22 protein-coding genes, 1 tRNA gene and 1 other RNA gene are annotated in these 26,493 nt (G+C 48.1%); 8 read left to right on the top strand and 16 right to left on the bottom strand.

The window, feature by feature from the left end; translation table 11 throughout:
- Window positions 1-13: 13 nt before the first annotated feature.
- Both C4B57_03350 and asnB read right to left on the bottom strand, forming a co-directional pair.
- Window positions 14-1,174, bottom strand: a complete 1,161-nt coding sequence (locus C4B57_03350) for a hypothetical protein (GenBank protein PXF55296.1) — start codon at window positions 1,172-1,174, stop codon at window positions 14-16.
- The gene (asnB, locus tag C4B57_03345) at window positions 1,171-3,069 is read right to left on the bottom strand and encodes an asparagine synthase (glutamine-hydrolyzing) (protein ID PXF55295.1); all 1,899 of its coding nucleotides are present in this window, start codon (window positions 3,067-3,069) and stop codon (window positions 1,171-1,173) included. Before asnB ends, C4B57_03350 begins: the two co-directional genes overlap by 4 nt.
- Window positions 3,070-3,355: 286 nt before the next feature.
- On the opposite strand from asnB, the gene C4B57_03340 reads away from it, so the two are divergent.
- The 5 genes from C4B57_03340 (at window position 3,356) to C4B57_03320 (ending at window position 8,949) form a co-directional block, all read left to right on the top strand.
- The gene (locus C4B57_03340) at window positions 3,356-4,195 is read left to right on the top strand and encodes a hypothetical protein (protein PXF55294.1); all 840 of its coding nucleotides are present in this window, start codon (window positions 3,356-3,358) and stop codon (window positions 4,193-4,195) included.
- A 90-nt stretch (window positions 4,196-4,285) separates the two neighbouring features.
- Window positions 4,286-6,112 (top strand): hypothetical protein, encoded by a 1,827-nt coding sequence (locus C4B57_03335; GenBank protein PXF55293.1) that lies wholly within the window; start codon window positions 4,286-4,288, stop codon window positions 6,110-6,112.
- Entirely contained in the window at window positions 6,093-6,494 is a 402-nt protein-coding gene (locus C4B57_03330) for a hypothetical protein (GenBank protein PXF55292.1), read from the top strand. Before C4B57_03335 ends, C4B57_03330 begins: the two co-directional genes overlap by 20 nt.
- 217 nt (window positions 6,495-6,711) lie before the next feature.
- The gene (locus C4B57_03325; protein ID PXF55291.1) at window positions 6,712-8,196 is read left to right on the top strand and encodes a hypothetical protein; all 1,485 of its coding nucleotides are present in this window, start codon (window positions 6,712-6,714) and stop codon (window positions 8,194-8,196) included.
- 78 nt (window positions 8,197-8,274) lie between these two features.
- A complete protein-coding gene (locus C4B57_03320; GenBank protein ID PXF55290.1) occupies window positions 8,275-8,949 on the top strand; it encodes a (d)CMP kinase in 675 nt (224 codons plus the stop codon).
- Window positions 8,950-8,997: 48 nt separating this feature from the next.
- Here C4B57_03320 and C4B57_03315 read toward each other — a convergent pair whose 3' ends face one another.
- Window positions 8,998-9,741: a DUF72 domain-containing protein gene (locus C4B57_03315; protein ID PXF55289.1), complete on the bottom strand. Its 744-nt coding sequence runs from the start codon at window positions 9,739-9,741 to the stop codon at window positions 8,998-9,000.
- A gap of 115 nt (window positions 9,742-9,856) precedes the next feature.
- Between C4B57_03315 and C4B57_03310 the strand changes: the two genes are divergently transcribed.
- Complete coding sequence (locus C4B57_03310; protein ID PXF55288.1) at window positions 9,857-11,680, top strand: hypothetical protein; 1,824 nt, start codon at window positions 9,857-9,859, stop codon at window positions 11,678-11,680.
- A gap of 46 nt (window positions 11,681-11,726) precedes the next feature.
- On the opposite strand, the gene clpB is transcribed toward C4B57_03310, so the two are convergent.
- A complete protein-coding gene (clpB, locus tag C4B57_03305) occupies window positions 11,727-14,312 on the bottom strand; it encodes an ATP-dependent chaperone ClpB (protein ID PXF55287.1) in 2,586 nt (861 codons plus the stop codon).
- A gap of 410 nt (window positions 14,313-14,722) precedes the next feature.
- On the opposite strand from clpB, the gene C4B57_03300 reads away from it, so the two are divergent.
- Window positions 14,723-15,892, top strand: a complete 1,170-nt coding sequence (locus tag C4B57_03300) for a phosphohydrolase (GenBank protein ID PXF55286.1) — start codon at window positions 14,723-14,725, stop codon at window positions 15,890-15,892.
- Window positions 15,893-15,935: 43 nt separating this feature from the next.
- Here the strand turns inward: C4B57_03300 and panB are convergent, their stop codons facing one another.
- The 5 genes from panB to C4B57_03275 form a co-directional block, all read right to left on the bottom strand.
- Window positions 15,936-16,799: a 3-methyl-2-oxobutanoate hydroxymethyltransferase gene (panB, locus tag C4B57_03295; protein PXF55285.1), complete on the bottom strand. Its 864-nt coding sequence runs from the start codon at window positions 16,797-16,799 to the stop codon at window positions 15,936-15,938.
- A 24-nt stretch (window positions 16,800-16,823) separates the two neighbouring features.
- Window positions 16,824-17,189, bottom strand: an RNA gene (rnpB, locus tag C4B57_03290) — RNase P RNA component class A.
- Between the two features lie 15 nt (window positions 17,190-17,204).
- A complete protein-coding gene (locus C4B57_03285; GenBank protein ID PXF55284.1) occupies window positions 17,205-17,915 on the bottom strand; it encodes a hypothetical protein in 711 nt (236 codons plus the stop codon).
- 29 nt (window positions 17,916-17,944) lie between these two features.
- The gene (locus C4B57_03280; GenBank protein PXF55283.1) at window positions 17,945-18,811 is read right to left on the bottom strand and encodes a Nif3-like dinuclear metal center hexameric protein; all 867 of its coding nucleotides are present in this window, start codon (window positions 18,809-18,811) and stop codon (window positions 17,945-17,947) included.
- Between the two features lie 162 nt (window positions 18,812-18,973).
- Window positions 18,974-19,047 (bottom strand) — tRNA-Met (locus C4B57_03275).
- Between the two features lie 216 nt (window positions 19,048-19,263).
- On the opposite strand from C4B57_03275, the gene C4B57_03270 reads away from it, so the two are divergent.
- Entirely contained in the window at window positions 19,264-19,770 is a 507-nt protein-coding gene (locus C4B57_03270; protein ID PXF55282.1) for a hypothetical protein, read from the top strand.
- A gap of 115 nt (window positions 19,771-19,885) precedes the next feature.
- Here the strand turns inward: C4B57_03270 and C4B57_03265 are convergent, their stop codons facing one another.
- The 7 genes from C4B57_03265 to C4B57_03235 all read right to left on the bottom strand — a co-directional run bounded on the left by C4B57_03265 (window position 19,886) and on the right by C4B57_03235 (window position 26,231).
- Complete coding sequence (locus C4B57_03265) at window positions 19,886-21,736, bottom strand: hypothetical protein (GenBank protein ID PXF55281.1); 1,851 nt, start codon at window positions 21,734-21,736, stop codon at window positions 19,886-19,888.
- Window positions 21,737-21,864: 128 nt separating this feature from the next.
- The gene (locus C4B57_03260; protein PXF55280.1) at window positions 21,865-23,724 is read right to left on the bottom strand and encodes a hypothetical protein; all 1,860 of its coding nucleotides are present in this window, start codon (window positions 23,722-23,724) and stop codon (window positions 21,865-21,867) included.
- A 5-nt stretch (window positions 23,725-23,729) separates the two neighbouring features.
- Window positions 23,730-24,236, bottom strand: a complete 507-nt coding sequence (locus C4B57_03255) for a hypothetical protein (GenBank protein PXF55279.1) — start codon at window positions 24,234-24,236, stop codon at window positions 23,730-23,732.
- A complete protein-coding gene (locus C4B57_03250) occupies window positions 24,142-24,420 on the bottom strand; it encodes a hypothetical protein (protein PXF55278.1) in 279 nt (92 codons plus the stop codon). Before C4B57_03250 ends, C4B57_03255 begins: the two co-directional genes overlap by 95 nt.
- A 57-nt stretch (window positions 24,421-24,477) precedes the next feature.
- Window positions 24,478-25,077 carry a hypothetical protein gene (locus tag C4B57_03245; protein PXF55277.1) on the bottom strand — a complete coding sequence of 200 codons (600 nt, stop codon included), beginning with the start codon at window positions 25,075-25,077 and terminating at the stop codon, window positions 24,478-24,480.
- A complete protein-coding gene (locus C4B57_03240) occupies window positions 25,074-25,181 on the bottom strand; it encodes a hypothetical protein (protein ID PXF55276.1) in 108 nt (35 codons plus the stop codon). The genes C4B57_03245 and C4B57_03240 overlap by 4 nt, the downstream gene beginning before the upstream one ends.
- A gap of 90 nt (window positions 25,182-25,271) precedes the next feature.
- Window positions 25,272-26,231, bottom strand: coding sequence for a pilus assembly protein PilM (locus C4B57_03235; GenBank protein ID PXF55275.1), 960 nt, complete (start codon window positions 26,229-26,231; stop codon window positions 25,272-25,274).
- Window positions 26,232-26,493 lie beyond the last annotated feature (262 nt).

Raw genomic sequence — 26,493 nt, 5'->3', positions numbered from 1 at the left:
TTGTCCTTACGTTTTATACTTCAAGAAAAGCTCTTTGGCTCAAACTGGTTTTTGCGGCCCGGAATACCTCTTCAACACTGATTATGGACATGCAGTTTGGATCATTACAATATTTTTGAATACATGGCGAGCATGGTTTAGGCTTCCTTATGACCTTGTGGATTTCGAGGTCCTGGTATGGTCCTGTATGACGCGCAGTACTTGGCACAAAAAGAGATATTGTAGGGGTCTTCAGTGCCACTGCAATATGAAAAGGGCCTGTATCATTGGTTATAAAGAGATCCAGCCCTTTGAGCGCGGCAGGCAGCTCTTTCAGGGGCAGGCGCCCTGCAAGGTTGATTATTCTGGATTTCCGACTGGAGACAGTTGTTATCCCTTCAGCTATCTCCTTGCCAATCTTTTCATCTCCAGGTCCTCCGAACAGTATGATATTAACATCTTCTGAATCAGCCAAGAGTCTCTTCCCAAGTTCTGAAAAGTGCCTCTTTGGCCACGCCTTATATGGTCTTGAGGCAGATATCTGAAATCCTATTCTTTTGTTTTTTGCATAGTTGCGTCCCAGGCCATTAAGCAGATCATCCCAAAATGTTTCTACCTCTTCAACCACTACATGCAGTACCAGACGCTTATCTCGTGGGGAATCAAGTTTTACCTTGAAAAGTGTGCGTAACACGTCGAGCCTCTGTTCTATTACATGTACTTCATCTCTGTATGGGACCCTTACATTAAGAAACGGGGCAACGGTTTCATCCTTAAAACCGATACGGGCAATAAAAGGAATCCGGGCCAGGTAGGCGGCCTGAACAGGGCAGGGATCACTGTCATGAAATACCAGACACAGATCGTAATTTCCCGACTTGATTCTGTTTAACAGGGAAAACAATCTCTTGTACCCTCCGTAATAGGGAACTACTGACCTGATATCAGGATTGTTTTCAAAAAGTACGGAAAATTTTTCCCTGACCATGAAATCTATGGATGCATTTGGAAGAATGCGGTGCGTAGTTCTCACCGCTGGTGTGGAGAGCAGGGTGTCTCCTATGGCAGTTGAGGAAACTGCCAATACATTACTGATCTTGTCGGGGTTAAGTTCATTGACTGTTTTTTTTCTTTCCTTTTTCTTCCCCTTTGTGATCAGAACAGCCTTCCATGCTGCCTTGTTTAAGAGTTTCATGGCAGCACCGCCTTGAACTGGGCCATCCACTTGGCCAGGATGAAAAGTGACCACAACTGGCGTGCCTTAAGTCCATTTTTTCCAATTTCAGAGCTGAGCAGATTGGATACACCCTGTTTTTCAAAAAGCCTGTAGAAGTCATCCGGGGCATCCATAATTACTTCTTGCACCTTGTTTTTCAGCGGTCCCCCAATCCACCGGGCCAGGGGTATGGAGAATCCCTTTTTAGGTCTTTCGAACATGGCTTTTGAAATACGGTCGGAAAAGGCATCTCTCAGGATGCGTTTTCCCTTTCTGTCCGTTGTCATGCGGTATTCTGATGGAAGGCTAAGGGCAAATTCCAGAACATCATGATCAAGAAAGGGAGATCTCAATTCAAGTCCGTGGGCCATGCTCATGTGATCGGAATAAAACAGGATGTCTCCGGGGAGATAGGTGTTTATATCGGTAATCTGGAGCCTGTCAAGTTCGTCGTCTCTGATTTGGTTGTAGAATGATCCAATTAGATCAATGGCAGTGGGATGCACGGTTTTTCCCGCCAGGGGACCGCTTGGATTAAACAGCAACTTTCTGGAGCTTGAAGGAAAGATTTCAAGAAAGGCAAGATAGCGCATCGGCTGATTAAGCAGAAGCGCTCTGTCGGCAGACCTTGCAGGAAAACTCTTTTTTTTGCGTCTGCGGTTCAGGATGCTCTCTGCCCAGGTGCTGATTTTTCTTAGCTGGCAGTAAGGATGCCGGAGAGACAGTCTTTCAAGTCTTTTAATGAATATACAGTGGCCATAGCGCTTGTATCCTCCAAAAGCCTCATCGCCCCCGTCTCCTGTAAGGGCGACCTTGACTTCTCCTGATGCAAATTTGCTCAGGAAGTAGAGGGGAATAGCCGTTTCATTAGAAAAGGGTTCTCCAAACAGGGCAAGGATCTCCGGTCCTTCTAAAAGGGACTCCGAGGATAGATAAAACTCATGGTGATCCGTGTTCAGATGATCTGCAATCTGTCTGGCATAAGGCAGTTCATTGAACTTCTCATCTTCAAAACCTATTGAAAAGGTCTTTACCGGCCCTCGCAGTGCCATGGCGGCAACAGTGAGGGAAGAATCAATGCCACCTGAAAGAAACGCCCCCAGGGGCACATCTGATACCAGACGTCTGACCACAGCCTGATCAAAACGCTCTTTTGTTTCAATACAGGCCTGCCCGTAATCCATGTTTTTCTTTGCCGGATTCATTGACCAGAATGGAGCATTGTTAATTATTCTGCCTTTTTCCACTTCCAGGAGATATCCGGGAGGAAGCCTTCTGATTTCTTTAAATGCACAGAAGGGATGAGGGACGTAGCGAAGGCTCAAAAACAGGTCCAGGGCGTCAGGATCAATCTTCCTGTCACATCCGGAAAGTGTAAGAAGTGCCGGAATTTCCGACGCAAAGAAAAAACCGGAACTGTTTTCAACATAGAATAGAGGTTTTACTCCAAGCCTGTCCCGCACAACAAGAACCCTTTCACTGTTATGGTCAAGCGCACAGAAAGCAAACATTCCTTTTAGTTTTTCAATGCCTGCCTTGCCATATATCCTGATGATATTTGCCAGCACCTCTGTATCTGAGCGCGTGGTGAAAACACACCCCTTTTTTTCGAGCTCGTGTTTCAGCTCTGAAAAGTTGTAGATTTCACCGTTAAAAATTACTGTTATTTCTCCTGTGGCATCCGTAAGCGGCTGAGCTCCTCCTTTGATATCGATGATTGCCAGTCTTTTGTGGGCAAGACCTGTCCTATTGTCAAAATAGATGCCGCTTCCGTCAGGTCCTCTATGCGAGAGAAGAGAAGATGCCTCCTCAAGACGCCTTTGAGTACCTGATAGGCTGTTTTCTTTTAAGGAGTATCCTGCTATTCCGCACATGATATAGCGTTAAATAGTGTTAACTGGCCAATAGTTGCTTTAGAAATATTATATTGCCTGTGTTTTTACAATTTATTTAAGTGGTATCTATCTTGGAAAGGTAGTTCTTTGATGTTTACACGATTTTCTTTATTATAGTGCAACTTGATAATTGACCCAACGGCTTGTAGGCTTTCGATACCGCTACGGACGGGTCCAAAGCGGCAGAAAATATTGTGATACACGGGAGAATAGCTTACCTTTTCCTTCGCAGAATTCAAAGGGAAAACCGATAAAAAGATCTTGTATGAATAACTCGAAGATTGCAATAATAGATGGAGGTAGGCTTGAGGTCAACAGGGCGTTTCTCCCGCTCCTTGAATCCAATGGTCTTGCAACTTTTAAGGCGCTGATGTCGCACCCGGGACACGCGGTGGCAAAGTGTGCCATTAAAGAGCGAAATACCGTTCGGCTTGATCTCGAAACGGAGAGCGGAGAAAAAAGGGCTTTTTTTCTTAAACGCTATACGTTGCCCAAGATACGGGAAAGGTTGAAGGCATATCTCAGGCTGAGGCGTCCGGCTCCTGGTGCCGGGCAGGAGTGGCATGCCATGTGGATTTTTTTACAGCTTGGCCTTCCCGGGCCTGTACCGGTGGCCTGGGGCCAGGATGGTGAGAGTTCCTTGGTCCTCTCAGAGGGTGTGAGTCATGTGATGAGACTCAGTGAGTGGGCAGAAAGGAATTTTGGGGAAGGGTCTCATAGAAACACACAAGCCATTTCGGCAAAACATAGGATCATTGAAGAAGTAGCGAATATCGTGGCAAGGATGCACGCAGAGGGACTGCACCATCAGGATCTATACCTCTGCCACTTTCTGTGCGGCTCAGAGCAGGACGGCCTGCCTCTGACCCTCATAGACCTGCAGCGAGTGGAACGTTATAGAAGGCTGCCCAGGAGATGGCAGGTAAAAGACCTTGCTCAACTGCACTTTTCCTCGGCACAATACTTAACCAGGCAGGATATACAGCGTTTCTGGAAGACTTACAATTCAGTTTATCATTCCAGAAGAGGGATGATTCCGCTCTGGCACTCAGTACTCAGGAAAAGTGAGCGTATCAGGCGTCATACACTTAAACACGGGCTGTAATATTTTCCATACTATACGTAATCGTCAGCATTTCTTGGCAGCCTGCGGACAGGAAGCGAATAATCACATTGAAGGATAAGATAAGGAGCAATGAGGGATAGCACATACATACTCGGTATCTCATGTTTTTACCATGACAGCGCTGCCTGTCTTGTCCGAGACGGCGATATTCTGGCCGCGGTCCAGGAGGAGCGATTCACACGAAAAAAACATGACCCGAAATTCCCGAAAAACGCGATCAAGTATTGTTTAGAGGAAGCAGGCATTGCGATTCAAGACCTGGATCACGTGGTTTTCTATGACAAACCCTTCCTGACTTTTGAACGTCTCCTCATGAGTTACTTGACAGTAGCCCCTAGAGGCCTTCGCTCCTGGCTGGAGGCCATGCCTCTGTGGCTCGGGCAGAAGCTGCATATTCCAAGAATTATATACAGAGAAACAGGCTATGAAGGGGATATCCTCTTTACTGAGCACCATGAAGCCCACGCGGCCTCTGCCTTTTATCCGTCGCCCTTTAAAGAGGCGGCCATTTTGACCATTGACGGCGTGGGGGAATGGGCTACTGCAAGTTGCGGATTTGGAAAGGATGAGGACATTACTTTGCTGAAAGAGCTCCATTTCCCCGATTCTCTCGGGTTGCTTTATTCCGCCTTTACTTATTTTTGCGGGTTCAAAGTCAACTCCGGCGAATACAAGCTCATGGGTCTGGCCCCATACGGCGTGCCCCGGTACAAAGATCTCATCCTCTCGGAATTGGTAGATCTGAAAGAAGATGGCTCCGTCCGGTTAAATCTCTCTTACTTTGATTTCCTGGGCGGCCTGCGCATGACGAACAGGCGCTTTGCCAAACTCTTTGGCGGCCCTCGCCGCAGACCTGAAACGGACATCACCCAAAGGGAAATGGACATTGCTGCAAGTATTCAAGCCGTTATCGAAGAAACCGTCTTAAGAATGGCAAACCATGTTTACAAAGAAACAAATCAAAAAAATCTCTGCCTTGCGGGTGGGGTGGCCCTTAACTGTGTTGCCAACGGCCGGATACTGAGGGAAGGTCCCTTTGAAGATATATGGATACAGCCTGCTGCTGGAGATGCCGGTGGAGCGCTGGGAGCAGCCCTATCCGTTTGGCACCGGTATCTTGTAAATAAAAGGCCGGATCCTATAGGCTATGATAGTCAGCAGGGATCATATCTCGGACCTTCTTTTTCCAATGAAGCAGTCAAAATGTTTCTTAAAAGCGAAAATTACCCCTATCATGAACTCGACTCAGGTAAGAGAGCCAAAATCATTGCCGAGCAGATCTCTGAAGGAAAGATCGTGGGATACATGACGGGACGCATGGAGTTTGGGCCAAGGGCTTTGGGGGCGAGGAGCATTCTTGGAGACCCCAGGCGGGAAGATACCCAGACCGTCATGAACCTTAAAATAAAGTACCGGGAATCTTTCAGGCCGTTTGCCCCTTCTGTATTAGAGGAAAAGGCCTCCGAATACTTTGACGTAGACAGGCCAAACCCGTATATGCTTCTGGTTGCGGGTGTCAGGGAGGAAAGACGTCTTCCTCAGCCCTTTGGTGAGGGAATGTCAATGCTGGAACGCCTCAAGGTGAAAAGAAGCGACATACCGGCCGTCACTCACTTGGATTATTCTGCCCGCCTCCAGACAGTAAATCAAAAACAGAAGCCTGACTATCACGCCGTCATCTCAGAATTTGAGAGATTGACCGGCTGTGCAGTGATAGTCAATACGAGTTTCAATGTCCGAGGAGAGCCCATCATCTGCACGCCGCAGGACGCTTACCGGTGTTTTATGCGCACAGATATGGATGTGCTGGTCATGGAAGACTGTATATTGTTTAAGAAGGAACAACCGTCCTGGGAAGAAAAGGGAGACTGGCGTAATGAACTGGAACTCGACTGACAGCAGAGAAATCCGGAGATTCGGACTAGTTGCCTTTGTCTTGTTTGGGTCTCTGTGCGCTTTGGGGCTTTGGAGCAAAAGACTTGTTCCTTTTTACATCTTTGGTTTATTATCTATTTTAGGGTGTGGTTTCATTTTGGTTCCTTCCCGCTTAAGGCCTATCTATGCTGGATGGCTAAAAATTGCTCACTTCCTGGGAACAATTGTAACCGTCTTGATTCTCACCCTGGCATACTATCTGGTGATTACCCCTTCGGCTCTTATAAAGCGGATTTTTGGCGGGCGCCCACTTCCTGTAATGCCTGATAGAGAGACTTCGTCTTACTGGGTAGACCGCGCGGAACCTGCGCAACCCAAGGAACGGTTTATAAAACGATATTAGGAGAGAGATATGGCGAATCAATCCATCATAACCGAATTCTGGGAATTCCTGAAGGTCAGCAAGCGTTATTGGCTATTGCCCATTGTGTTGGTTCTTGTCCTTTTAGGTGCACTGATTGTTTTCACGGAGAGTAGTGCAGTGGCACCATTTATCTATGCCCTGTTTTAATCCATAGATTTCGCAGATTACTGCATGCGTAATTGTCATTGCAAGCGAAATGGAAAAAGTAAGGGGAAAGCGAATCAAAATCTGTTTGGGGCTGGGTATTGTATTGCTCAGTTTTTGCATTTGGTTTTTTCCCAGCAATGTCGTGGAGCTGATTGCGCGACACCGCCATGTCCTGCTTGGCAGATACTCCGTGGAGAGGTTTTCCCTTTTCTTTTTTCTCACGCCGATCCTTTGGCTTGCTGCTTATGCCCTTTGGGCCTCGATAAAGCTCAGCAGTAAACAAGTGGCCTTTCGTGTTGTAGCCCTCGTGTTTTCGGTTATCCTTGCCACGCTGGCGACCCATATCCTGGGACAGCTTACTCGCAAACCGCGTTATGTCGAAAAGGAAGTAAAATTCCGAAAGGATTGGCCGGGAGGGGACCAGATCCATGATGTTGTACGCCACCGTCCCCCTAACAGACTTTACAGAGTCCGTTACGCCGATGTCCCGCCTGCTGCCCGCTCCTATCCCGATGCCCCACAAGGATACCCTGCGGTTGACCTCACCCTAACGGTCGATGCCCGTGGATACCGGAACCTCACCAGTTTTGAGCAGTACGATATTGTTACAGTGGGTGATTCTTTCACAGAAGGGTCACGGGTATCCGACGATGAGCCGTGGCCTGTTCTCTTGGGGAAAAAACTGAACCGCAACGTCTACAATCTGGGGATTTCGGGCGGTCGGCCGGACTATTATCTTAACGTATTTCGTGCTTTTGGCCTGGATCTCAAACCAAAGATTGCTATCTTCATGATTTACGAAGGAAATGACTTTAAAGGCATCAGACTTAAAAAGGGTTCGACCAGCCCGGAACAACCTTTGGGTAAAAGGATTGAGAAGGCCATCAAATATTCTCCTGTTGTAATGGGTTTCAAAACCGCATTTATCAAGTACCTGGGCCCCATCAATGCCCACGGCCCGGTCCCCGGTGTTGAAATACTCTCCTGGATGCCTGTTGAGGTGCCCTCTGGTCCTGATGCCAAGTACTATGCTTTCAGGCCCAAGCGTCTGACACGCCTATATTGGACCGAATGCGAATTTCGACAATCCGTTGGCTGGACCAGCGCGGCCAAGGTTTTTAAAATGATCAAAGATATCTGCGATCGGGAGGGGATCCGCCTGGTTTTCGCATATGCCCCCAGCAAACCCCATGTAGTAATGCCTTTGGTAAAAGAAAACATTTCACCGGAACATCTGCATGCCTTTGCTTCATTCAAAAAACGCGGGCTGCCTCCGCCTGAAGAATTCAAGAACAAACTGTACGACCGATTGGGGACCCAGGAGAAAGTCTTGCGCGAATTTTGCCAAAACCAGGACATCGAATTTGTCAGCACTACTGCCGCGTTGCAGAAAATGGCTGCGGGAGGTCGTCAGGTCTACTACACCTATGACCAGCACTGGACTCCCCTTGGACATATTACTATCGCAGACGAATTGTTCAGGTACTTCACTGCTGAAAAGGATAGCCTTTCGAAGGGTTTCGATCGCGAGTAAAATTACATTGTCGCAGTAAAGCACAACTAACAAAAAATGACCTGAAAGTGGTATGCGAAAACGGGGAGTTATTTCTTTTTGAATATCATCACCATTGACGGGCCGGCCGGGGCCGGCAAGAGCACGGTCAGTAAAGAACTAGCAAGGCGCCTGGGGTACACGTATCTCGATACGGGAGCCATGTACAGGGCGGTGGCCTGGGCTGCCTGGCAAAAAGGACTGGACGCCGGAGACGAAAAGGCTCTTTCAAAGCTATGCAATAATTTGAGGCTGGGATTCCGTGGGGACCATATCCTGGTGAACGGAAAGGATGTCTCGTCCCTTATTCGCACCCCTGAAATGGACAGGCTCTCTTCAGCGGTTTCCAGGGTTGCCGTGGTGAGGGAATATCTGACCAGAATGCAGAGAGACCTCGGCAGGCAGGGTCAATTAGTGGCGGAGGGCAGGGATATGGGCACAGTGGTCTTCCCGCAGGCCGCCCACAAAATATTTCTCACGGCCTCTGCCGAAGAGCGGGCCAGACGACGGAAGAGGCAGTTGGAAAATCAGGGAGAAGAGGTAGCATACGAAGAGATACTGGCCCAAATCAAGGCCAGGGACAAGGCGGATTCAACGCGCTCTATCGCACCACTCCAGGCCGCCCCTGATTGCATTGTAGTGGATTCATCCGATCTCACTGCAGAAGAGGTCCTTGAGAAGATACTATACGAAATCAGGGACCGGAATGTGTCGTCAGGCATGACTCATTCTTAGGGAATCTCACGCTTGCTATACTGGGAAAAAGTCCGCCCAGTGGTTTTTTTAGGGGTCTGCCGGGTGGGCCTGCCTTAACATCTGTTGCAGCAATAGAGCATCTGTTGCAGCGCTTCCATCGTCAGTATTATCGAAATATATAAAAGTTTCAATATCCCACTCCTTGATGATGCTCAGCCACTTGCTGAGCATTTCTTTCCCGTAAAGGCCGTGATAAAGTTCATGGGTGCCGTGAAGACGTATATAGGCAAAGTCTGCTGTAACCTCTATACTCATTGGGTATCGACCGGCAGTGTCACTTACTACCCAGGCCACATTCTGCCTACTCAATATATCCCAGACTCCGGGCTCGTGCCAGGATGGATGCCTGGCCTCCAGGGCGATCTTTGTATCCAGGGGTTGCATTGCCAGAAATCCTGTCAAAAGGTCTTTGTCGAACTTCAGAGACGGGGGGAGTTGAAATAGTGCCGCACCCATCTTTTCTCCAAGCGGCTTTATATCATTCCAGAATCTGTCGATGGAATCCTGTGATACATTCAGCCGCCTGATATGTGTGAGAAAACGGGGTGCCTTTACTGCCCATAAGAAATTCGGAGGAGTACGTCTGTACCATCCCTCCCATGTGCTTTGAGGAAAAGAGCGATAGAAGGATGCATTCAGCTCTACAGTGAGGAGTTTTGTTGAGTAGGTCTCAAGATATTTTCTTTTAGATGTCCCGGGCGGATAGAGTCTTTTGACAAAGCTTTCATAATTCCAGCCGCTGGTGCCGATGTGGATGTCAGACATTGTCATAGGCCCAGTTTTTTCTGCTTTTTATCCAGGTAGAGTTGATTTCCATAACATTGATTGATAGCTTATTAACTATTGAAATTATACCGCGACTGATTACTTGCAGTAAACGGCCAAAATGAAAAAAGACTTCTTTGAATTTCTCGAAAACCATCCGTCACTTCAGCATCTGACTCATGCAGAGCGTCTTGATCTGGCCCGTTCCATCGAGCAGGAGTACCTTGTTGGAGTCCTCTCGGGCATTATACAAGATGTTGAAGAAATTATAGGGATTGATCCCAGGCTTGAAGAAAAGAGGATACTTGAGATTGCTGCGGAAAAGATCACAAGAAGTCTCAAGGCCGAAGCCGCATCCATACGGCTCTTTGATCCCAAATCTCTGCGCATGACCTGCTTTGGTACACACCAGATTTCCGAAGCCGAATGCAAAATCGCCGTTCCTTTTGAGGATTCCGTCTCAGGACAGGTGGCCAGAGAAAACAGAAGCATCTCCATTCCGAGCCTCCTTAAGGACCAGCGCTTCAAGATCAAAAGCATAGTAAAAGATAAAGGATTTCATTCCCTCTTGGCGGTCCCTCTTCACATTCCAAGGTTTTTTGGTTCGGAAGGAGACATTCTCGGCTCCCTTCAGATTTATTACCAGGAGGATAACCGGGAGTTCGATCCCTTTGAAATCATTCATGCTGAGCTCCTGGCCCGCAGAGTAAGTTATGTCCTGGCCAAAAAAAAGATCCTGGCCCTGCAGAGGCTGAATGCGCACAAGGAGAAAATGGCGGACAGGATCTTTGTAAAGCTGAGTAACCGGGAAGGGGTCAAGCTGAAAGACCTGTTCATGGAACTGATCCCGGTGCTTGGTGAATATCTGCAGGTCAAGAGCTGTTCTCTGTTCTCAGTATCCAAGGATCAGGAGTTTGTCCGTCTGGAGGCAGGGTATCCTATGGATAAAACGTATCACCAATTGGGTTATGCCTTTACAGTAAGCCATCACCCATACTTCCAGACCGCTATCCGGGGGGCGCCGGAATACGAAGACCACCCCTTTGAGCGGATCGATTCAGGCTATCTATTGATCAAAGATCCTGAGAGGAGCCGCTTCACCAGCCCAGGTATGCGAAAATTTGCTCAAAGGCATCACATTCATTCCATCCTGATTGTCCCTCTCAAGGCTAACGAGATCACCCGTTATCTGATGGCCTTTTATGCTACGGAAAAGAAGTCATCATTTACCAATGAAGAGATTGACATGCTGACTTTTTTTGGAAAAGAGGTCATGAAGGCCTTGCGGTTGGAGCTACTGGACGATGTCCTGCACGATTTCAAAAATCCGGCAATTGCTATCACCGGATTTGCCGCCAAGGCCAGGAATCTGATGGAATCGAAAGACCTCGAAACGGTGCGGAACAAGTTGATAACATACCTGGACATCATCCTTAAGGAAACGGTCCGCATGCAGGATATGGCACTGACCATGAGATTGGAAGGCCGGGAAGAGGTCCTGGATATCGGCCGGATCGCAGAAGAACGGTTCAGGCTTAATAAAGAAGCCGTTCGGCAATCATGGCGAAGATACATCCGGATAGAGCCCCCTGAAATTGAACCGAAAATATTGGTCTATTGTTCGCGGTTCGGGCTGGAACGAATACTGGACAATCTCTTGAATAACGCTGTCAATGCCGTCCCGAAGCAGGGAGGCATTCTGGCCCTGCGCTGTTATGTAGAGGAAACCATGGCCTGTCTCGAGATCAGAAATACCGGAGAAATACAAAAGGAAAAAATTGATCAGATAAAAAGAGGTGAAGTAAAAGGTCGTGGCTTAAACATTATTTATCGCTTTGTGCAGGCCAACCACGGAAAGATCGATATCCGGACCGAGGACGGCCAGACCGTTGTTATTGTCAAGCTCCCGCTTTTTCAGCAAAGAGACGCTGAACTAAAAGAGTAAATCGTTATCTCAATGTTCGCCTGAGACTTCAACCGCAGTGAGATGATCAGCTTTTCCGGAATGAAATATGGCCATTCTCGTCCATGTCCACAAGGATCTTGTCTCCCTCTTTGAAGGTCCCCTCGAGGATCTTAAGGGCCAGCGGATTCTCAATGTAGCGCTGGATGGCCCTCTTGAGAGGACGGGCCCCGTAGGTAGGATCATAGCCCACGTCAGCTATCCATGCCTTTGCTCCTTTGGCTATGTCAATTTCGTAATGATGCTCCCGCAAACGGTTCTTGAGATAGCTGAGCTGGATATCCACGATACTCTGCAGGTGTTCCTCGCTGAGTGCGTGAAAGATGATTATATCGTCCACACGGTTTAAAAATTCTGGTTTGAAGTGCAGGCGAAGGGCGTCCATCATCCTATGCTCCAGATCTTCCGGATTTCTGGTTTCTTGAATCAGGTCGGTACCTATGTTGGAGGTCATGATAATTATGGTATTGCGGAAGTCTACCGTACGGCCCTTGCCGTCAGTAAGCCTCCCGTCGTCCAGGATCTGGAGCAGTATGTTGAATACGTCCGGATGGGCCTTTTCTATCTCGTCAAAGAGCAGGACGGAATAAGGCCTGCGCCGGACGGCCTCCGTGAGGTAGCCGCCTTCCTCGTATCCCACATAGCCCGGAGGCGCGCCGATCAGCCTGGCGACCGCGTGTCTTTCCATATACTCGCTCATATCCATACGGATTACGGCCTGCTCCGTATCGAACATGAATTCCGCCAGGGTCTTGGCCAGTTCCGTTTTTCCAACACCTGTAGGCCCGAGGAAGATAAAGGAGCCGATGGGTCGCGAGCTGTCCTGCAGGCCGGCCCTGGCCCTGCGTACCGCGTTGGACACCGCCTGTATGGCCTTTTCCTGGCCGACAACCCTCCGGCTCAGACGTTCTTCCATGTGAACCAGCTTTTCTTTCTCTCCCTCAAGGAGCTTGCTGACCGGGATCGAGGTCCACTTGGATATGATGTCCGCAATGTCATTTGCGTCCACTTCTTCCTTGAGCATGCCGGCGCCATCCTTCTGAAGTTCCTCTATCCGGTCATGCTCCTCTTTCAGTTGTTTTTCAAGATTTGGGACCTCTCCGTAAAGGATCTCGGCAACCTTGTTCAGGTCACCTTGCCGCTGAAATCTCTCTGCGTCGATCCTGAGCTTATCAATACGTTCCTTGATATCACGTATTCTCTGGATGATCTCCTTTTCCTGTTGCCAGCGGGATTTGAGCACATCGCACTGCTCTTTGATGTCGGCAAGGTCCCGCTTGATCTTCTCCAATCTTTCCCTGGAGGCCGGATCAGTTTCTTTTTTAAGGGCCTCTTGCTCTATCTCAAGCTGCATACTCCGGCGTTCCAGTTCGTCAATGTCCGCTGGAAGGCTGTTTATTTCGATTCTCAGCTTTGCCGCTGCTTCATCTATAAGATCAATTGCCTTATCCGGGAGGAAGCGATCCGTGATGTAGCGTTGAGACAGAGTGGATGCAGCAACTATGGCTGAATCCTTTATCCGCACTCCGTGATGCACCTCATATTTTTCTTTCAGCCCGCGGAGTATGGCAATGGTGTCTTCAACACTGGATTCATTCACCATCACGGGCTGGAAACGTCTTTCAAGTGCCGTATCCTTTTCAATATATTTACGGTACTCGTCTATGGTGGTGGCACCTATACAGTGGAGGTCTCCCCTGGCAAGAGCGGGTTTAAGCATGTTCGAGGCATCCATGGATCCCTGGGCGGCTCCGGCACCCACCAGAGTGTGAATCTCGTCTATAAACAGGATGACCTCACCCTGCCGTTCCGCCACTTCCTTAAGGACTGCCTTCAGCCGTTCTTCGAATTCACCCCTGAACTTGGCCCCTGCGATCAAGGCCCCCATGTCCAGGGCAATAATGCGCCGGTCCCTCAATGTATCCGGAATGTCGCCAGAGACTATTCGCTGGGCCAGACCCTCTACTATCGCGGTCTTGCCAACACCGGGTTCACCTATGAGAACAGGATTGTTTTTGGTCCTTCGTGACAGTACCTGCAGGACCCTGCGTATTTCGTCATCGCGACCTATCACCGGGTCCAGTTTTCCGGACCTTGCAAGAGAGGTGAGATCTCTTCCGTACTTTTCAAGTGCCTGATACTTTTCCTCAGGGTTGGGATCGGTTATTCTCTGGCTGCCCCTTATGGATACCAGGGCCTGCAGGAAGGTATCCTTATTGACCCCATGACGTGCCAGGGCCTGGCCGGCTTTTGTATGGGATGCGTCGAGGATGGCCAGAAGCAGGTGTTCCTGGCTGACATATTCATCCTTCATTTTGTCCGCGACGGCAAACGCCTTTTCAAGTATCTGGTTCAGCGTGGATGACATATAGATCTGAAGACCCGCTCCGCTCACCTGGGGGAGATTGTTTACGGCATTGTCCACTTCGGCTTCAATGGCCTGGACTTCAACCCCCATCTTTTTCAGAACCGAGGGCACGATTCCCTCAGGCTGTTCTAACAGTGTCTTCAGTAGATGTTCCGGCTCGATTTGCTGATGGCCCTTGCTTTGGGCCAAGCTTTGCGCGCCTTGCAGGGCCTCTTGTGATTTAATCGTGAATTTTTCAAATTGCATAATTTAAAATTTCCTTATAAGTCAAATGCTTAATATTTTTCTCCGAGTCAAGGTAAGAATGAAAGATTGAGGTGTCAAGAGATGCAGAATCACAATTGCTTTGTTCAATCAAATGTAGAATACTGGTAACTGTTCACGGCTTGAAACTTGAAATTGGAAAGTAGAAATTTGGGAGAGACGAGATGATGAAGATCAAATTTCCAATTTCTATTTTCTGATTTCAACGCTCCGTGAACGCTTACGAATATTGATTATGACTATTGAGTCAGCTCCGCATCATATGCTAATTGTAACGGATTATTGGATGATTACCCAATAATCAAAGACTATATATCGAAACGGAGCTAACTCGATGGTCACAATATCGATTTAATTACCAGATTAATCAATATTCCAGAGGAGTTGAATTTATGACAATAGACCTCAGGAATGAAAGAAACCGTCTGGAAAAAGACGAGAGAGAAAGGTTTTCTCCTTTTGCAACCCTCAGTGTTGAGGCTGTCCGGGAGAGGGAGGAAGAACGGTTAATTGCTGGCCACAGGCAGTGGTTTTCAGTTGATGCAGACAGAATTCTGCATTCACTGGCATATGCAAGGTATATAGACAAGACCCAGGTTTTTTCCCTTATTCCAAATGATCACATCACTCATAGGGTGTTGCATGTCCAACTGGTATCAAAGATTGCCAGGACTATAGGCCGTTTTCTCCGTTTGAACGAGGATCTTATTGAGGCCATTGCTTACGGACACGATATCGGTCATCCTCCCTTTGGTCACGATGGTGAACGGTATCTTTCCGAGTTATGTATGGAACATGGGCTTGCCCCGTTTATTCACAGTGTCCAGGGAGTCCATTTCCTTCGAAGAGTTGAGCGAAAGGGCAGGGGATGCAATCTCAGTCTCCAGGTATTCGACGGGATACTGTGTCATGATGGTGAGATACACTGCCAGTCAATCAGCCCTGACAGAGGGAAGACCTTTGAAGTCCTTGACGAGGAAATAGAGAAAAAGCTCTCTTCCCCTCAGACCGACCTCCGGCCCATGACTCTCGAAGGATGTGTGGTAAGGATGGCCGACGTAATCAGCTATGTGGGAAGGGATATTGAAGACGCCATCAGGCTTTGTCTGATAAGAAGGGATCAGATACCTGATTTTTGCCGAAAGATATTGGGAGATACGAACGGGACCATCGTTTACCGCCTGGTTGAAGATCTCATCAGGTCCAGCCTGGATAGAGACGAGATAGCCTTCAGTCAAGAGGTTGTGGATGCCCTGGCAGGGCTGAAGGCCTTCAATATGGAATTCATCTATATGAATCCCCGGATCAAAACCGAGTCGTCCAAGATCATGAATCTCTACAGGATCCTGTTCGAACGCTTTCTGGATGATCTGCAAAAGGACAGGAAAGAATCAGTGATCTTCAGAGATTACCTTAATGGGATGGATGACAGCTATACTCGCGTGCAGTCTCACCAGGCCATTGTGAGGGATTTTATCGCCGGCATGACTGATGCGTATTTTCTCAGGATGGGAAAAACACTTCTTATCCCGCAGCCTCTACCTGCCAGATTTTCTTCTTAATAATTGCCTGTAAATGTTCGGCGGACCCGTTATATCCTGCCTTTTATTTATTTTCAGCCTCAAGCTCTTCCAAAAGCTCTTCGCCGCCTCCAAAGCTGTGCTCTGGACCGGGGAATACTCCTCTTTTTACTTCATCAATGAAGTCGTCCAATGCCTCTTTGATCTGAGGCGCAAGGTTCGCATAGCGTTTCACAAAGCTCGGGGTAAATTTTTCAAAAAGTCCGAGCAGGTCATTAGTTACAAGTACCTGACCATCACAGTGAGGGCCTGCTCCGATACCTATGGTAGGGATGGGAACCATTCCGGTAATTATCTTTGCAAGAGCAGATGGGATACACTCGAGTACCAGTGAAAAGGCCCCGGCATCAACTACTGCCCTGGCATCTTCAAGGAGCTTTCGTGCCGACTCCAGGTCTCTGCCCTGTACTCTGTATCCGCCAAGGGCTGTTGCTGTTTGAGGAGTGAGGCCTATATGTCCCATGACAGAGATGCCCGCCTTGACAATTTTCTCGATCGTGGGGGCCATAACAGAGCCGCCTTCCAGCTTGACGCCGTGACAGCCGGCTTTCTTAAGGAACAGCCCCGCGTTTCTCACCGCCTCCTTTTTGGAGACCTGATATGACAGGTAAGGCATGTCTCCGATCAGCAAGGCCCTGTTAACCCCTCGTCGAACTGCACGGCAGTGATGGATCATCTCCTCCATTGTGACCGGAACAGTGGAGCCATAACCGAGGGCTACCATGCCCAGAGAGTCGCCTACCAGCACTATGTCCAGACCGGCCTCATCTATCACTCTGGCCATACTGTAATCATAGGCCGTGAGCATAGTGATTTTGTCGCCCGAGGCCTTTTTATTCTGGAGATCAGCGAGTGAGACGGCCTTTTTTGAGACCTTTTTTTCTTTCATTTATTAATTATAGATTAAAAATGCCTTTGGAGACAGTCATAAGCCGGGTTCTGTTCCCTTGGTAAAGCCAAGGTGATGATCATTCATCTGGGACGTCGATTGCTCGACACCTCAAGCGACCTACCCGGGAGCTTCGAGCGGGCCACTCTCAAGTGCTCCCCTATTTGGTCTTGCTCCGGATGGGGTTTACCAAGCCTGCGACGTCACCGCCGCAACTGGTGAGCTCTTACCTCACCTTTTCACCCTTACCGGGCACAAGTGCCCGGCGGTATATTTTCTGTGGCACTTTCCCTGGGGTCACCCCCGGTCCGCGTTACGGACCACCCCGCCCTGTGGAGCCCGGACTTTCCTCCGGACAAAAATATCGTCCGGCGATCATCGGCCGTCTCCGCCGGCAAAATTCTCTTAGTCTATTTTTAAAGCATATATCAGGCGCTGGCAAGAAGGACAGGTCAAGATCTTTTCATCTCTGAGCAATTCGTTATAGAGCTGGGGAGGAATATTCATGTTGCATGCGGAACAGACGCCGTCGGTCACTGCCGCTACGGCAACACCGGCCCTCCTGTCCTTGAGGAAATTATATCTTGATAGCAGATCCGGACTTATATCTTTAGATACAGCTTTTCTGTCCGCGGTTAAGGCGGCAATCTTGGCATCCAGCCTTTCATGCAATTGCTTGATGCGTTTCTGCTCCGCCTTTATTTTCCTGCGATCCTGTTTGATCTGTTCTTTTTTTTTCTTGATTTCTTCCTGCAGAGAGTTCATTTCCTCCATGATAGCCAGAATTTCATCCTCTCTGGCCGTGTTGGCCTTTTTTATTTCATTGATTTCTTTTTGCAGTGCCTGACATTCCCGATTGGTCTTCAGCAATGAAAGCTTTTTCTGGGATTTTCCAAGACGGACGTTTTCCAATTCAAACTCATCCTCTACATCCACTTTCTTTTTCTGGATTTCAGTTACACGTTCACTGAGTTCATTGAGCTCCGCCTCTTTGGATGAAAGGTGTTCTTGAAGTTCTTTAAGATACTCTGGAACGGAAGACTTCTCCTTGTTTATCTTGCGAAGTTCGAGATCGATACCTTGTAATCGTATTAGAATTGCGAGTTCCGGTTTCAATTTCTGCTCCTTATCTAAAAAGGGAAGTATTATTTATTGAGTGAAGGCCTTGAACCAGGCACGAACTCCCCATCTTTTGCATTTCCGTTTATCCAGATGCCGAATGGGGATCTTTCATCGTCAAAAATATCGACTTTTAAGCCCCATCCTTTATCCGAGGCCTGCTGCCTCATATATTCAGCCAGAACCGGTACTACAGGCCATTCCGTATAGAAATGTCCCGCGTCTATGATGGCCTTTCCCATCTGTTCCGCTTCCCGGGCAATGTGGTGCTTGATCTCGGCACTCAGAAAGAGGTCGGCATCTTCATTCACGGCCATTGGCCAAAGGTCTGATCCTGAGCCTCCGCAAAGAGCTATCCTGGTAATCATTTGCTCAGGGTGGCCAACTACCAAAAGGCCTGGATTCCTCAGCATACTCGAGATCTTGTGCATTATTTCGGATAATTTGCAGCTATTGGAAAGGTCGCCGATTCTTCCCAGTCCCACTGATGGCGTGTCAGGTTCAGATGTATGCAGAGGCTTTACATTGAAAAGCTCGAGTGCATCGGCCAGCAAGTCGCTTACACCACCAACGGCCGAGTCCAGGTTGGTGTGGGCTGCGGCAAGGGCTATGTTTTTGCGCAAAAAACCCGCCAGAAGGCGGGGAAGTTGTTTTGATGTATCAAGGGAGCTTACAGGCCGAAACAGCAAAGGATGGTGTGTCAATACCATCTGGGCCTGTCTTTCAGCAGCCGCCTCTAATACATCCTCCGTGGCATCAAGGGCGACTATCAGTCTCTGAACTGGCGCATTTGGGTCTCCAACCTGCAATCCTATGTTATCCCATGACTCTGCCAGTCCGGGAGGTGCCCATTTGCTGAGGGCATTCCATATCTCATATACAGTTGGACTCATGACGGTAATTCCGTTTGTAGCTTCTGCCAAAGTCTGCAAGACAAAAAAAGGTGCAACATGATAGAGTTGCACCCTCAGCTTTGCATATTATACGGCCTGATAATGATTTTGACTCAAATCCGTATTCAGTCAGAATCTCAATTATCCTCGCATTCATTCTAATGGGCCCACCAGGATTCGAACCTGGGACCAACCGGTTATGAGCCGGTGGCTCTGACCAACTGAGCTATGGGCCCACCGGTTAAAAAATCAATTATATTACTACAATTATTCTTGTCAAGAACAGTTGAGCTTTCGGTACTTAAGACGGAGAAAAGTTATCAGAAATTCCTTGACTTGAAAATCACTAAAGTGCTACAAAGCGACGTGTGTTGATTGAGATTGCTTTTTTGGTCAAATTACAAAAAAATTAATTTTAGATCCGACCGATATTGTTTGAATGGAGACCGAAAATGACCCCTGAACAGATGCGAGACAGAGCGGTTGATGTTTTTAATAGACAAAAGATGCTTTGCAGCCAGTCTATTTTAACAGCCGGCCTGGAATTTATAGGTGAAGACGATCCCAGCAGTGCCATCCGGGCTGCGGCGGGTTATGCCGCAGGTCTTGGATTTTGCGGAGATACCTGCAGTTGTCTTGTAGCGGCACTGGCAGTTATCGGAGATCTTTTCGGGCGGGCCAACCCGGAAGAGATCGAAGATGGTCGTCTCTGGCCAACGTCCCGCATCATGTATAAGCGCTTCAGGGAAATGATCGAGAAGATGCGGGGGAGCATGATATGCAGCGGGGCCTCAAAGACAAACTGGCTTGACCCGGAAGACGTCAAGGCCTTCAAGGTCGATGGCAGACGGGAACGCTGTTCGGAAATCGTCGGTCGCACGGCTGAAATCCTGGGGCATCTGATCATCGAGACGATAGGCGAGAAAGACCTGAGCTTGCTGCAGGAAGGATCATCTTGAGAGATCATTTTCCAAACAGCAAGACTTATGCCATCGAAAACGACATACCTCTCCTGCCAGTTATGCTTAGAATTGGGTTTGGAAGATCCGCTACAAATTTAATCCGCTCTATATTTTACATGGGAATAATGTGAGGTCGAAGAATTATAACCAATTCCCGCCTTTCTTTTGACTTGATCTCATTCCTGAAGGCCCATTTGACCCAGGGAATCTTCCCTAATAATGGTATTTCCGAACTGTTATTGGTACTGACTTCATTGATCAACCCGCCAAGGATCAGCAGATCACCATCCCGGACCTTTGCCATGGTTGACATCTGACGAAGTTTTACTCTGGGTAGCCCGATTTGCAAATTTGTTTCTCCTATCACCTTATATTCAATTGGTTCTTTGAGTTTGGAGATTACAGGGGTCAAATATAAGACTACTTCATCATCTCCAAGCACATTACACACAACGGAAAACGCCAGGCCGGACAGGATGTCATCGGTTTCAGCAGTATAGGTTATTGTTGCTGTAGCCCCCGAGGTGTCCACGTCTTTACTTATTTCGCGGATATAGCGGATTGATTCACCAACTGTCAGAACACCCGGGGACCCGTTTAGGAGATTCAGACGAGGTTCCGATATAGTATGTACCGTCCCCTGTTCGTCAAGTGCATTGACCAATATATTGAAATCCGTGGGATTGAGACTGACTCTTGAAATCAGGCGCAGTCCTTTACGGGTGACAGCACGGAAATCGGGGAGAGGGTAATTCACCTCGTACACACTTCCTTGATCACCGTATTCAATATTGCCATTGATCAAAGCGGAATCTCTTTCAACAGCCTTAAACACCTGGGACCAGTCAATTCCTCTTGATGACCCTTCTGAAAGTGTCACCTCAAGGATATGGGCCTGGATAGACACCTGGCGATACAGCCATGATTTAAAGTTCTCAATATAGTCCGCCACACGCTTTTGAAGTGAGGGAGCCGCAGTTACTGTTACGATGCCCAGAGATTCATCAATGGTGTACGAACCTTTCCCCAGGCTCACCCACTCTTCGGACTGTGCAGTTATGGGTTCTTCTTTTCCTGTTTTTCCCCCTTTGGGTTCTTCGGGTTTTGCCTCTGCCTCAGCTTGAGAGGCCTGAGCGGCGGCGGACGTTAATGTAGCCCGTTCAACATTCTGCATCTCCCATATTTCCAGTATTTGATCGAGGTTTTGTCTAAGTTTTTTCCACAAATCATACCGATTGACATACCGAACGGTTTTCTCTTCGGCCCAATCCTTTCCACCCTCACTGACGGTAGCAAGACTTATCTCCCCAAGATTCTTGGTATTAGTAGATCCGCCCAGCATATTACCGCCGACGGCTGTAGTGAATGTATAGGAGGCATTCGGCATGGATACCTGGTAGGTCTTTGTCTGTTTATAGCCGATGATGAGCGTGTCGTTTTTGAACTCAAAGAAATAATCCAGTTGACGAAGGACGTTGTCCAATGCCACCCAAAAATCATCCTCTGCCTTGATGCCGACATCCACCAACGCGTTTTGGTTGGCATCCTGGTTCCAGCTGACATTAAAGTCTTTCAATTTTGCCAGCCCCTTGATAACGTCCCGCAGGACCACTTTTCCGCTTTGAGACTCTATGTTTGCGCCGACCTTCAGCTCAGGAAGCCCCAACTTGCTTTCCTTGACCTGAACATCTTCGACCGTGAACGAAGGCTGCCAGCTTACGGATGGACGGGATGAAGCAGAAGCACTGTGGGGGGCAGACTGTACTCCAGGCTGAACCTCAGCCTGTGAACTCGCATTCCCATCTTTCATTCCTTGGCCGGCCCTGGGAATATCTGAAAGGCTTCTCTTGGAGGCCAGGCACCCGGTCATTAATCCTGTTATCAGGAATAACAAAAGCATGCCTCTTATATCGTGCAAGACGCAATATAATATGTTGTTTAATCTATTCATATTGGAACACATCTTCGTCCCTCCATAAAATCCCAAATCGACCGGTCTTTGTCGAAACTGGAAATTCGAAATTTGAAATTAGGTAACGCATTTACATCTTATTATTTTCCCCAATTTCTAATTTCAAGTTTCAAATTTCACTATTTGGCTGTCATCAGGATTTCCATTCTTTCCTTTGCATATCGCTGTGATTTTGGAGGAATTGCCGCTCCTCCCTGATAGACTGCCCTGTATTCAGTTATTGCCTTGTCGATTTGTTCAAGACGTTCATAAACCCGCGCCCGCAGGAGCATGGCGTCTGCCGAGAGTTCATAATTGGACTCGATATTGTTTAACAGCCTGAGCGCATGTCGGTATTCGCCCTCAGACTCACAGAAGACCGCATAGTTATACAGCGTATGCAAGGAAGGTACAGCAGTACCCATTGCACGTTCAAAATAGACTTTTGCATCTTCGCTTTTCCCCATTCTGGCCAGTGCCACTGCTGCAAAAGTGGCTGCTTCACTGTCTTTAGGCGCAAAACGAAGTGCCTTTTTGGCAAAATTGAAAGCGGTCAGCTCCTGACCTCCCGGGCCGAGCGCCAATGCCGATATTTTTTTGGCCAGCGATACATTTTCCGGCCAGATATCCGATGCCTCGACATAGAGTTCCAGTGCCTGGCCAATTGCCCCTCGTTTTTCAAGCCTGGCGGCCTTTTCAATAAATTTCTGCGCCCTGGCGACTTCTTCAGCAGGAGTTTGAATATCGCTGGTGCGGATAAATCTCAGGCCCGGTTCCTCTGCGGTTTTTTCTGTTACCGGTTCTTCTACTTTCTTAATAAGAGGAGTTTCAACTTGAACATCAAGGGTGCCGGATGATTCTTCGCCGCCGCCCCATTCAAGAGACTTGTCAGTCGGATAGATCATAATGGTGTTATTACGCTCGATGCTGCTCAATCCCTTTAGATTCTTGATTACATCCAGGACAAAGGTCCAAGGCACGTTTTCCAGGGCCAGCGTAATGGTGCCTTTTACCGACTCGTCTACCACGATATTTTTGCCGCTGACCTGACCCAGCAGACGAAATACATTGTGGAGATCTACCTTGAAGAGATCTACACTGATTTTATCCCCGGCATTGCCACCCACCAGTTTTGCTGTAGAATTGTTACCATAAGTCTTACCAATTTCTGATGCGGCGGCATCTTTTGTTTCGTCTGGTTCTGTATTATTTCCTGAGTCGGGAAGGCGGGATTCAAGCTCGGCCAGCCAGCGGGATATATCGTTCTGCTCCGGTGTGCTCTGATATGGCTCATTACCCGTTGCAGGCCTGTTGCCTGGCATCCACCAAAATGCTACGACCCAAAAAACGATCAAAAGGCATGAGATCTTCCGTTGGCAACCCATTATTTTCCCTCCGGATGCAGTAGCAGTATCCTTTTCTGCGGAGTCGGGCTCGCCGCGAATGTCTTCGAATTCCTCTTCTATGATTACTCTGTCCGGGAGGATCTCTTTAACCCTGCCGTTCCGATAGCCGACCCGCAGACCAGGCCACAAAAAGTACCCTATCCCGGCAGCGTCCTGGGCCATGGCAATCCTTTTACCTTTATCATTGCCGACAACGGCTACCAGAGTGAGCTGGCCGACCTCCATACACTCCAATGGAGTGGCGCAAATTTCAGGCTTCCTGAACTTTTTTTTCGGACTTTGCTTCCGGGCCGTCCGCCTGGAAATTTTCGGTGCTGCTCTCAGAAACGGCTGAAACGGATCGGGTTTTCCAGCCGAATCGTAATTATAAATGACTGGCTCCATAAGATGTTCCAGTCTGACCTGAAAGTCCCTTATCTTTTCCGACCTGATCGCAGTCGGTTTTTTCGTGACGGAAGTTGCCGCAGGGGTTACGGTTGTCTTATCTTTACATCCGGACAGGCAGCAAAGAGCGCATAAGGAGACAGCGATAAGCAGGCTCGCCTTGGAAATCAGCTCTCTGCAGACAACTCTTTTTTTGGCCGGCACAGACATGTCGTCTATCTCTTTTTCTTTTTCGTTTTTTTTCTGGCCTGCTGTTCTCCCGGGCTGAGAAAACGGTAGGTTACTGCCTTGCAACTGGTACTTACTATCCAGGTACTGCCCTGCTTGACCTCTTTGTCTCCGGCAGAGCCATCTCCTCCGGCTTCCTTTATCGGTGCCGCTTCGCCTCCGGTTTTTTGGTTACCGGTTGCCGACCCCTTCTGGCTCCAGACCTTCGCGGCCTGCTTGGCCTTTCCCATTGAGACCTCTTTTATATGCACGATGCGGGCCATACGACTGATATTATTAAAAAAATTGACTGTGCTGTGAAATGGGCCATTAAATTCCATTTTAATGGGAATGGCGGCATAAAAGGCCTTTGGCTCCTCCTTCTGCGGATCAAAAGATAAGAAATCAAGCCCCGCCTCGTTACCAAGTGAAGAAATCTCGGGCAAAAAAGTCGGTATGTCTTCTTTTTCCGGCAGGAGCCTTAAGGCCTTTTGCAGGATCCCCCCCCATGATATTCAATTCCTCTTCCAATTGAGGAATCTGCATGGACTTTGCTTCCAGTCTGGTCACCTCCTGCCTCAGTTTCGGGATCTTTTCCGACATGGTCTTTATTTCTCCCAAACGGGCGGACAGGAAAAAAACCAGAAAAGGGCGATAGGAATAACTATACTGAGCAGCCATATGCCGGCCTTCTGCCATGCGGGAACGGAATAGATGGCCTGAAAAAGCCCTGGAGGTATCTTCAAGCTTGGCTTGTTAAATTTCACGGTCCTTGGCTCTCTTTGTAAACTTCTTGTCCTTGTCTTTCTTTTGTTGAGTCCGGATATTTATTTGAAGCCCAAACTGCATAAGAGCATGCCCTTGGATCGATTTCTGCGTGGTATTTATCAGATTTACTGATCCGCACATTGATGATGTCTCCAGGCGACGCATAAAAAGAGCTACCGTGTGATTGTCCAGGGCAACTCCATTAAGTTTCAAATTATTTTCCTTAAGGCTTAAATCAGTAAGCCATAAACGGTCAATAGGTATTGAGCTTACAATCTCATCCAGAATTCTAACGGTTGTAGCACGACCTTCTTGCAGTGTTTCTATGGCCTTAAATTTATCTTCGATTTTTTTTCGTTTCTCATTCACTGTCTGTATTTTTTTGTTTACATAGGCGTATTTTGCTACATCCTTTTCTAATAATGCCAGTTCCTGCCTTTGAGCCCTCACCTTTCCCTGAATCGTCAATCCAACGGCCAACAAAGCAACTATCAGGAGGATCAGGGACAGGACAAAGATCGAAATCTGTTGGCGGATTGCCTCTTTTCTGCGCCACTCTCGAACCGGAAGAAGGTTTATTTGAATCATTTTGTCCAGGTCCTCAAAGCGAGCCCGGTGGCTATTGCCATCTGCGGAGCGACGGCAGAGATGTATTCGGGCTCTATGCCGTGACCGGCGGTAAAACCATGCAAGGGATTTAATGTTTTAACCGGCAGGCCTATTGTGTTCTCAAAGAGCCCGGCAAGCCCCTTTAAAAAGGCGGACCCCCCGCTGACATAGAGTTATGTGGGATATTCTTCTGCACTTGAGCCTGCCTTATGGAAATCTATCGCCTTTTTTATTTCTGCTGCCCAGATACTGCATAATTCCCTGTAAACCCGTGTCGCCTCCTTCATGATTTCAGCGTCTTCAGATCCGGCGATCTTGATCCTTTCTGCATCCGCATATTCCAGCCCTGTGGCCTCCTGCACAGCCTCTGTAAGCTGCTCTCCGCCAAATGCCATGTCTCTTGCAAAGAGAGATGTGCCTTGTAAAATTATGTTGAGGTTTGTCTTCTGGGCACCTATGTCCACTAAGACCACAGGTTCTGCAACAAGACCAAAAGCGCCTTCAAAGGCGTTCCCGAGGGCGAATGCATCTACGTCCACTACTGCCGGGGACAAGCCGGCTTCCTGAATGAGGGTGGCATATTCGTCAACAATCTCTCTTTTTGCAGCAACAAGGTAAATCTCTGTACTGCTGTCTTTTTCGTGCTCTCTGTTCAGCATACAGAAGTCTACATAGACATCCTCTATCTCAAAGGGTACGTATTTTTCTGCCTCGAAAATCAGATTGCGTTCTATCTCTTCTTCGTCCTGATACGGGACGATTATTTTTTTGACAATCACTGAATAGCCGGCGATAGATATGGCTGCCTGTCTGATTTTGGGCCGGAGGTTGGCCAAAAGTGCCCTTAGCACCCCTGCAATTTTATCCGGTTCTTTTATTGAACCGTCTACTATGGCCCGGGGTGGAACCAGGGCACGTCCAATGCATCTGATGGTACGAGTTGTATTGCTGTTGGCAAGCTCAACAATCTTTATGCTGTGTGAACCTATATCCAGCCCCAATGCAGGACGTTGATGCCGTCCCCATTTCTTTGGCAGAGAAGGGAATTTCACTTTAGCTGTTACCAAATTGTATGAATTAACACCATGAAACTTGATTCCGTCGCAGGCACCCAGGCAAACCCGGGATCCAATTCATGCCACATGTTTATTTCTTCGGTAAATCTCTTTTTTTTCTTAACTTTCCACAAAAAAATTTTTAAAAATGTTGATATAAGATAAACTATCCGGGTGATTGATTGTTCCGGGAGGGTGATTTTGCCGATGATTGTGCGCCACGAGCACACTCGATATAGTTGAGATGTGCGCAACTGCACAGAAGATGAGGGTTTGGCCCCTCGAAGCCGGCTTGCAGGAGCAGGCTTCAAACCGCCTCAAGCTGCTGTGGTAAAGAGCC

The organism is Deltaproteobacteria bacterium (assembly GCA_003194485.1).
Taxonomy (GTDB): domain Bacteria; phylum Desulfobacterota; class Dissulfuribacteria; order Dissulfuribacterales; family UBA3076; genus UBA3076.
Note: the sequence above shows the minus strand (reverse complement) of the source record. Positions and strands in the feature narration are given on the sequence as shown.

Bases quoted from the DNA above. Each gene is read 5' to 3' on its own strand.
- C4B57_03265 (PXF55281.1), bottom strand. From the start codon at position 21,736: ATGTGTTCCAATATGAATAGATTAAACAACATATTATATTGCGTCTTG.
- C4B57_03350 (PXF55296.1), bottom strand. From the start codon at position 1,174: ATGAAACTCTTAAACAAGGCAGCATGGAAGGCTGTTCTGATCACAAAG.
- C4B57_03250 (PXF55278.1), bottom strand. From the start codon at position 24,420: ATGGCAGAAGGCCGGCATATGGCTGCTCAGTATAGTTATTCCTATCGC.
- panB (PXF55285.1), bottom strand. From the start codon at position 16,799: ATGAAAGAAAAAAAGGTCTCAAAAAAGGCCGTCTCACTCGCTGATCTC.
- C4B57_03315 (PXF55289.1), bottom strand. From the start codon at position 9,741: ATGACAATGTCTGACATCCACATCGGCACCAGCGGCTGGAATTATGAA.
- C4B57_03335 (PXF55293.1), top strand. From the start codon at position 4,286: ATGAGGGATAGCACATACATACTCGGTATCTCATGTTTTTACCATGAC.
- clpB (PXF55287.1), bottom strand. From the start codon at position 14,312: ATGCAATTTGAAAAATTCACGATTAAATCACAAGAGGCCCTGCAAGGC.
- C4B57_03280 (PXF55283.1), bottom strand. From the start codon at position 18,811: ATGAGTCCAACTGTATATGAGATATGGAATGCCCTCAGCAAATGGGCA.
- C4B57_03270 (PXF55282.1), top strand. From the start codon at position 19,264: ATGACCCCTGAACAGATGCGAGACAGAGCGGTTGATGTTTTTAATAGA.
- C4B57_03260 (PXF55280.1), bottom strand. From the start codon at position 23,724: ATGTCTGTGCCGGCCAAAAAAAGAGTTGTCTGCAGAGAGCTGATTTCC.
- C4B57_03325 (PXF55291.1), top strand. From the start codon at position 6,712: ATGGAAAAAGTAAGGGGAAAGCGAATCAAAATCTGTTTGGGGCTGGGT.
- C4B57_03340 (PXF55294.1), top strand. From the start codon at position 3,356: ATGAATAACTCGAAGATTGCAATAATAGATGGAGGTAGGCTTGAGGTC.
- C4B57_03300 (PXF55286.1), top strand. From the start codon at position 14,723: ATGACAATAGACCTCAGGAATGAAAGAAACCGTCTGGAAAAAGACGAG.
- C4B57_03330 (PXF55292.1), top strand. From the start codon at position 6,093: ATGAACTGGAACTCGACTGACAGCAGAGAAATCCGGAGATTCGGACTA.
- C4B57_03310 (PXF55288.1), top strand. From the start codon at position 9,857: ATGAAAAAAGACTTCTTTGAATTTCTCGAAAACCATCCGTCACTTCAG.
- C4B57_03245 (PXF55277.1), bottom strand. From the start codon at position 25,077: ATGATTCAAATAAACCTTCTTCCGGTTCGAGAGTGGCGCAGAAAAGAG.
- asnB (PXF55295.1), bottom strand. From the start codon at position 3,069: ATGTGCGGAATAGCAGGATACTCCTTAAAAGAAAACAGCCTATCAGGT.